General features: G+C 61.2%; 8 protein-coding genes. 5 read left to right on the top strand and 3 right to left on the bottom strand.

What is annotated here, in order from left to right; translation table 11 throughout:
• Positions 1 to 1347, top strand: a 1347-nt coding sequence (locus tag RMO18_RS07705) for a class II 3-deoxy-7-phosphoheptulonate synthase (RefSeq protein WP_309665001.1), incomplete at its 5' end; no start/stop codon positions are given.
• A 34-nt stretch (positions 1348 to 1381) separates the two neighbouring features.
• On the opposite strand, the gene RMO18_RS07700 is transcribed toward RMO18_RS07705, so the two are convergent.
• Positions 1382 to 2026, bottom strand: a complete 645-nt coding sequence (locus RMO18_RS07700; RefSeq protein WP_309664999.1) for a PAS domain-containing protein — start codon at positions 2024 to 2026, stop codon at positions 1382 to 1384.
• Between the two features lie 217 nt (positions 2027 to 2243).
• Here RMO18_RS07700 and RMO18_RS07695 point away from each other — a divergent pair, with 217 nt between their 5' ends.
• The 3 genes from RMO18_RS07695 to RMO18_RS07685 are packed head-to-tail and all read left to right on the top strand — an operon-like array spanning position 2244 to position 4294.
• Positions 2244 to 3143 carry a YicC/YloC family endoribonuclease gene (locus RMO18_RS07695; protein WP_309664997.1) on the top strand — a complete coding sequence of 300 codons (900 nt, stop codon included), beginning with the start codon at positions 2244 to 2246 and terminating at the stop codon, positions 3141 to 3143.
• 3 nt (positions 3144 to 3146) lie between these two features.
• Positions 3147 to 3779 carry a guanylate kinase gene (gene gmk / locus RMO18_RS07690; RefSeq protein ID WP_309664996.1) on the top strand — a complete coding sequence of 211 codons (633 nt, stop codon included), beginning with the start codon at positions 3147 to 3149 and terminating at the stop codon, positions 3777 to 3779.
• Positions 3776 to 4294: a gamma carbonic anhydrase family protein gene (locus RMO18_RS07685; protein ID WP_309664993.1), complete on the top strand. Its 519-nt coding sequence runs from the start codon at positions 3776 to 3778 to the stop codon at positions 4292 to 4294. Before gmk ends, RMO18_RS07685 begins: the two co-directional genes overlap by 4 nt.
• 9 nt (positions 4295 to 4303) lie before the next feature.
• Here RMO18_RS07685 and RMO18_RS07680 read toward each other — a convergent pair whose 3' ends face one another.
• The gene (locus tag RMO18_RS07680) at positions 4304 to 4564 is read right to left on the bottom strand and encodes a hypothetical protein (RefSeq protein ID WP_309664992.1); all 261 of its coding nucleotides are present in this window, start codon (positions 4562 to 4564) and stop codon (positions 4304 to 4306) included.
• 212 nt (positions 4565 to 4776) lie between these two features.
• Between RMO18_RS07680 and RMO18_RS07675 the strand changes: the two genes are divergently transcribed.
• A complete protein-coding gene (locus RMO18_RS07675; protein WP_309664990.1) occupies positions 4777 to 5799 on the top strand; it encodes an ATP-binding protein in 1023 nt (340 codons plus the stop codon).
• 76 nt (positions 5800 to 5875) lie between these two features.
• Here the strand turns inward: RMO18_RS07675 and RMO18_RS07670 are convergent, their stop codons facing one another.
• Positions 5876 to 6820 (bottom strand): nucleoside hydrolase, encoded by a 945-nt coding sequence (locus RMO18_RS07670; protein ID WP_309664989.1) that lies wholly within the window; start codon positions 6818 to 6820, stop codon positions 5876 to 5878.
• Positions 6821 to 7134 lie beyond the last annotated feature (314 nt).

Here is a 7134-nt window from a genome sequence, read left to right as displayed (position 1 = left end):
GATTGGCGCGCGAAGCCGCGCGTACAGATGCCGGATTATCCCGATGTGGAGGCGCTGAAGGCCGCCGAGGCGCAGCTAGCGAAGTATCCGCCGCTGGTTTTTGCTGGTGAAGCGCGTCGGCTGAAAAAGCAGCTGGCGCTTGCGTCGGAGGGCAAGGCCTTCCTGCTGCAGGGTGGCGACTGTGCTGAATCTTTCGCCGAATTCAGTGCCGACAACATCCGCGATACGTTTCGCGTGATGCTGCAGATGGCGGTCGTGCTGACCTATGGCGCCAAGGTTCCGGTGATCAAGGTCGGACGGATGGCGGGCCAGTTCGCCAAGCCGCGTTCTGCCCCGACCGAAGTTATCGGCGGCGTGGAATACCCTTCCTACCGTGGCGATATCATCAACGGCTTTGACGCTACGCCCGAGGCCCGCCGTCCGGATCCGCAGCGCATGTTGCAGGCCTACACTCAGGCCGCAGCCAGCCTGAACCTGTTGCGCGCCTTCAGTACGGGCGGATTTGCCGATATCCACCGGGTGCATTCCTGGACACTCGGCTTTGCCGAGCATGACAAGGCGGAGCGTTACCGGGAACTGTCGAACCGTATCTCTGATGCGCTCGACTTCATGAACGCTGCTGGCGTGAACTCGGAAACCTCGCATCACCTGTCGACCGTGGAGTTCTACACCAGCCACGAGGCGCTGCTGCTGGAATACGAAGAAGCTCTGGCCCGGGTGGACAGTATCACTGGGCAGAATGTGGCCGGATCGGGCCATATGATCTGGATTGGCGACCGTACCCGCCAGCCGGACGGCGCCCATGTCGAGTTTGCGCGTGGTGTGTTGAACCCCATAGGTCTGAAATGTGGTCCGACGACCACGCCCGAAGACCTGAAGGTTCTGATGGCCAAGCTGAACCCCGAAAACGAGGCCGGTCGCCTGACCTTGATTGCGCGTTTCGGGGCCGGCAAAGTCGCCGAAAATCTGCCACGCCTGATCAAGACCGTGCGCGAGGAGGGGGCCAAAGTGGTCTGGTCCTGCGACCCGATGCACGGCAACACCATCAAGTCGTCAACAGGCTACAAGACACGGCCCTTCGACTCGGTCCTGCGCGAAGTGCGTGAGTTCTTTGCAATCCACAAGTCCGAAGGCACTGTCCCCGGAGGCGTGCATTTCGAGATGACCGGCAAGGACGTGACCGAATGCACTGGTGGACTGCGGGCGGTGACGGATGAGGATCTGTCAGATCGCTATCATACGGCCTGCGACCCGCGCCTGAACGCCTCGCAGGCGCTGGAACTGGCATTCCTCGTTGCCGAAGAACTGTCGTCCCAGCGCGAGGCAGCCCGACGCGTTGCGCTTTGATCAGATGCCTGTGGCCGTAGTTTCGGCCACGGGATCAGGTCGCCGAATAGACCAGGCGCAGATGCCCGCGACCCGGTGGGTCTGAGTGCACTTTGGACGAAACCGGGGGCGGCGGCGCTGAAACCACCGCCGGCTCTGGCCGTAAGCGTTCCTCGACAACGTTCAAGATATCAAAACGGCGCGGTGCACGGCCGGTTTCTCCTTGCAGAGCAAGGCAGCCCAGCATCAGCCTGCAATCGCCAGCGGCATCCAGAAGTGGCAGCAGGATCATCCGCCCATCCAGCAACGGACGCGCGATTTCGCGATTGGATTGCAGGTGCAGATCTGCAGCGACCGGGCCTTCAAAGACCCGTTCGATCACGCGGGCAAGGGTGGCGCGGCCCTCCGGCGGGAACAGGCAAGACAGAGGCAGCCCGCGCGGATCCATCCCGGCGATTTCGCTCAACGAATTGCCTGCAAGCCGGATTTGCACAAGGCCTGGCCCGATCCGCTCGGCAAGAAACACCCGATCCAGCGCGCCGCTGATGCCCCGCGGGTCAAGGCTTGACCGCGCCGGGATACCCCCGCCCTGACGCAAACCTTCCCAATAGGCGCGCACTTCTGCAATGCCTTGCAACGGCGTCAAGTCCCGGCCCGGACGCGCATTAGGCCGCAGCCCGCTGAGAATGCCGTAGTCCATGATGCCCCGCCTTTCTGGTTACTGACCGCCTGACCCGCATCGCGACCTCCGTCTTGGGCCAAACCCGAACGATCTTTGGCATCGCATCGCGGTTTGGCGGGGCAGAGGTATCGTTGGCCCATGGCATAAGACTACAATGCATTCCTAAGATTCGGACGAAAATCTAATCAAATGGTAAACACCGCCGATCAGTGGCTGGTACGAAGGGAACGGCAGGATGATCACCTCGATGACGGGTTTTGCTGCGGGGCGGGGCGCAGGGGTTGCCCACAGCTGGACCTGGGAAGTGCGTTCAGTGAACGGCAAGGGGCTGGATTTACGGCTGCGGGTGCCCGATTGGATTGACGGTCTGGAAGCCGGGTTGAAGGCAGAAATGCAAAGGGCAATCAGCCGAGGCAATGTCAGCCTTGGGCTGAAAGTGATGCGGGATGGCTTGGGTCAAAACAACGAATCTTTCCGGGTGAATACTCCGGCTTTGCACGCTGTGCTGGAGGCGCTTTCGCAAATAGAGGCTGCGGCCATGGCTTCGGGGGTCACGCTGGCGCAGGCAACTTCGGCCGATGTGCTGGGCGTGCGCGGAGTGCTGGACACATCCGCGCCCGAGTCAGACACGGGCCCGTTGCGCAGCGCGATCATTGCAGATTTTGCAGGTGTTCTGGCCGATTTCGCAACGATGCGCAGCGCCGAAGGCGAAGCGCTTTTAGGTGTGATCGAGGCACAGCTTGGCCAGATTGACGCCCTGGTCCGGCAAGCAGGCGCCGAAGCCATGGTTCGACGCGACAGTCAGTCCGCTCAGTTGAAGGATGCCTTGGCAAGGGTGTTGGCTGCAGCCGACGGCCTGGACGAAACCCGGCTCGCGCAAGAGTTGGCGCTGATCGCCGTAAAGACCGACGTGCAGGAGGAACTGGACCGCCTTGGCGCGCATGTTTGTGCCGGCCGCGCCCTGCTGATTGAGGGCGGGCCGGTCGGGCGCAAACTGGACTTTCTGATGCAGGAATTCATGCGTGAGGCGAATACCCTGTGTTCCAAGGCACAGTCCCTGGCCTTGACCCGGATCGGGCTTGACCTGAAAACCGTCATCGATCAGATGCGCGAGCAGGTCCAGAATGTGGAATAGAGCATGACCCGGCGTGGCCTTCTGCTGATCCTCTCCTCGCCATCCGGCGCGGGAAAATCCACCTTGTCACGCATGCTGATGACTTGGGACCCGACGATGCGGTTCTCTGTCTCGGCCACCACCCGCCCGCCACGGCCCGGCGAAGAAGAAGGCCGGGAATACTATTTCCGCAATCGGGCGGACTTTGAGACAATGGTCGAAGACGGAGAGATGCTGGAACACGCCGAAGTCTTCGGAAACCTGTACGGCTCTCCCCGCGCCCCGGTCGAGGTGGCGATGAAAGCAGGACGCGACACGGTTTTCGACATCGATTGGCAGGGCGGTCAACAGATCAAGCAGGCCATGCGTGACGATGTTGTGTCAGTGTTCATCCTGCCGCCGTCAATTGCTGAACTGGAAAGGCGGTTGGAGAGCCGCGGGCAGGACAGCCCGGATGTGATCGCCGGCCGGATGGCCAAAAGCCGCGACGAGATAAGCCATTGGGCCGAATACGATTACGTGTTGGTGAACGATGATCTTGATGCGACATTCGAAGCGCTGAAGATCATTCTTCAGGGACAACGACTGCGCCGCGACCGGCAGCCGGATCTTTCCGCTTTCGTGCGTGGCCTGAACGAGGAGTTTGCAGTCAGATGATCTACGTCCTTGACGGGATCACCCCCCAGGTCGACGAGTCCGCCTGGGTTGCACCGGACGCAAACCTGATCGGACGAGTGGTTCTGGAGGCAAACAGTTCCGTTTGGTTCGGCGCCACATTGCGCGGCGACAACGAAGAAATCCGTGTGGGGCAAGGCTCGAACATCCAGGAGGCTTGCGTCCTGCACACAGACCTCGGCTTTCCCCTCGCCATCGGGACTAACTGCACAATTGGCCATAGAGCGACGCTGCATGGCTGCACGATCGGCGAGGGTTCTTTGATCGGCATGGGTGCCACGATTCTGAATGGGGCCAGAATCGGCAATGGCTGCCTGATCGGCGCATGTGCCCTTGTGACGGAAAACAAGATCATTCCCGACCACGCTTTGGTGATGGGCAGCCCCGGAAAGGTGGTGCGCCTCCTTGATGCCGATGAGCGGGAAAGGCTCTTGCGATCAGCGTCGAGTTACCAGGCCAATGCGCGCCGGTTCCGGACGGGTTTGCGTGCCCCATAGTCCGGTCGGCTAGTTCGGCGACACCAGTTCGATCAGTATCCCTTTGCGGCGCGCGACCGCCTCAAGTTCCCGCAACACAAGTTGCCGGTTTGGCAGTTTGGGTGCCAAGACCCGCAGCGTCCCCCTATAATGGGCCTGCGAAAGCTGCTCCAGCACGTCGAGGGCATCATACGACGGGCCGACCAGCGGCACCTCAACGACTTGATGTATCGCGGGATTAAGGCCACGTGGCGCCAACGCCTCGAAAGTGCCCTTCGCAATCAATGACATTCGAACGCGCCTCCCATTGGCCTTGCAATGGCTGACGCCATGCGGTGATGAAGAATACAGAACACGACTGCTTCGCTTCTTGGCAGATGCGGCACAAAAGCCGCGGATGAACACAAACACCTATTCTGTCTTAAAAAGACGTCCAATTGTGGCTAAGACATGGCCGTCGGCGAACGAATTGTAAGGCGCCCGCAATTTTGAGGGATCAACTGATGGACCAAGCCGACCTGACGCCCATATTGGCAGCGCTTCCCCTGCCAGCGTTTGTGGTTGGGGACCAAGAGCGGATCCTCATGGCCAACGCGACGGGGCTCGCATTGCTGGGCGAGGGAATCATCGGTCGCCATCCGGCGATCGCGATGCGCAATCCGGCCTTGCTTCAGGCGATCGCTGACACTGCCGCTGATGGGGCGGTACGACAGGCAAGAGTGGCGCTGTCACGCGATTCGCAGGAGGAGACGTTCATCGTCAGCATCTCGGCCATCGGCGTCCGGCTGGTGCTCTGCATCTTCCGGGATGTGAGCGAGGAAGAGCGGGCTGCACAGATTCGACGCGACTTTGTTGCCAATGTGAGCCACGAGCTGCGCACGCCCCTGACCGCGCTGATGGGGTTCATTGAAACTCTGAAACATGCAGCCCGCGAGGATCCGGTGGCGCGCGACCGGTTTCTGGCAATCATGGAACAGGAAGCAAGTCGGATGAACCGGTTGGTCCAGGACCTTCTGCACCTCAGCCGGGTCGAAGCAGACGAACGGGTTCGGCCGCGGGAACGGGTGGACCTTGGCGATATCCTGCGCAGCACGATCGACAGCCTGCAACCGCTCGCGGACGGTGCGGGGGCCCGGGTGGAGCTGGTTGGGGCGCAGGCGGCGCTGCCGGTGCCGGGCGACAGCGATCAGTTGACCCAGGTGTTCACCAACCTTGTCGAGAATGCGGTGAAGTATGGGCCGGCCGGGCAGGAGGTGCTGGTTGCGGTGCGGCGAGAAGATTCAATCCGAGGACCGGCGATCCGGGTTGACGTGACCGACCGGGGCGAGGGGATTGATGAGATTCACCTGCCGCGGCTGACCGAGAGGTTCTACCGGGTCGATACCCATCGCAGCCGGGAGAAGGGCGGGACCGGATTGGGGCTGGCCATCGTCAAGCATATCGTGAACCGGCACCGGGGGTGGTTGAAGATCGAGAGTGCCGTTGGCGAAGGGAGCACGTTCAGCGTGATCTTGCCGGAGGGGTGATGTCCACGCGTGGACACCCGGAAATTCGTTGATTTTAAAGGATAAATTTTGGCGCTGTTAACGAAACGTTCAGATGTCAGAGCCGTCCGATGCGGTCGGTCAGCAGGGCAAAGAAGCGGTCTGCGTCGATGTCGCCGATGAACAGGGCATTGGCGGGTCTGGTCGTCACCCCCCACCAGTCAGCCACCGTCATGCCCAGGGTCAATTCTGACTGCACCTCGATTTCAACATTGATGTGGCGGCCGGAAAACAGCGACGGATCAATGAGATAGGCAATCACACAAGGGTCGTGCAACGGCGCGCCTTCGGAGCCGTACTTGGCCATGTCGAAGCGTTCGAAAAAGTCGGTCCATTCGGCCACCATGCGGCCCGGTTCGGTGCCAAGCGCGCGGAATGCCTCGATCCGGGCGCGGTTGGTCAGCGCCTTGTGGGTGACATCAAGCGGCATCACCACCAAGGGTACGCCGGATTTGAAAACGATATCAGCAGCTTGAGGATCGACGTAAATGTTAAATTCGGCAGCAGGGGTGATGTTCCCCACCTCGAAATAAGCGCCGCCCATCAAGATGATCTGCTGCACGCGGGCGATAATGTCAGGCGCCTTGAGAAAAGCCGCCGCGATGTTGGTGAGCGGGCCGAGCGGGCAAAGCGTGACACTGTGGGCCGGTTCGCGGCGCAAAGTGTCGATGATGAAATCGACGGCGTGCTGGGGTTGCAGGTGCATCACCGGATCGGCCAGCTGCGGACCATCAAGGCCGGTTTTGCCGTGAACGTGTTCTGCGGTGACCAGTTTGCGTTCCAGCGGTGCCGCACAGCCTGCGAACACCCTGGTGTGCGGTTTGCCGGCAAGTTCGCAGATGATGCGCGCGTTGCGTTCGGTCAGCGGCAGCGGCACGTTGCCCGCAACGGCGGTGATGCCCAGAACCTCGATCTCTTCGGGGCTGGCGAGTGCCAGGAGGATGGCCACGGCGTCATCCTGACCGGGATCGGTGTCGATGATGATCTTGCGGGGGTGGGTCATGGAACGCTCCGGCTGTTATGGCGCAGGTAAGCGCATGCTTGTCGGGTTGTCCAGCATAGGCCGGCCAGTCTGCACCGTACCGAGCGAGGGGTTTCACACCCCTCGCGCTCCGCCGACAAGAGCGAGGGGTTTCACAGCCTTCGCGCTCCGCGGTCAAGACCGAGGGGTTTCACACCCCTCGCGCTCCCCGTGGGATATTTGGCGAAGAGGAAGCTGAAATTTTAGACAACTTGGTGCGATCGGGCGTAACTTGGAAGGACTGCTGGATCGTGCGATTGGGAGGAAAGCCATGGCAACCGATCTTTTGGTGGGAA

This window comes from Tabrizicola sp. (assembly GCF_031377265.1).
Lineage (GTDB): Bacteria > Pseudomonadota > Alphaproteobacteria > Rhodobacterales > Rhodobacteraceae > JAUYQR01.
The sequence above is the reverse complement of the archived record's forward strand: the minus strand, read 5'-3'. Positions and strand labels throughout refer to the sequence as shown.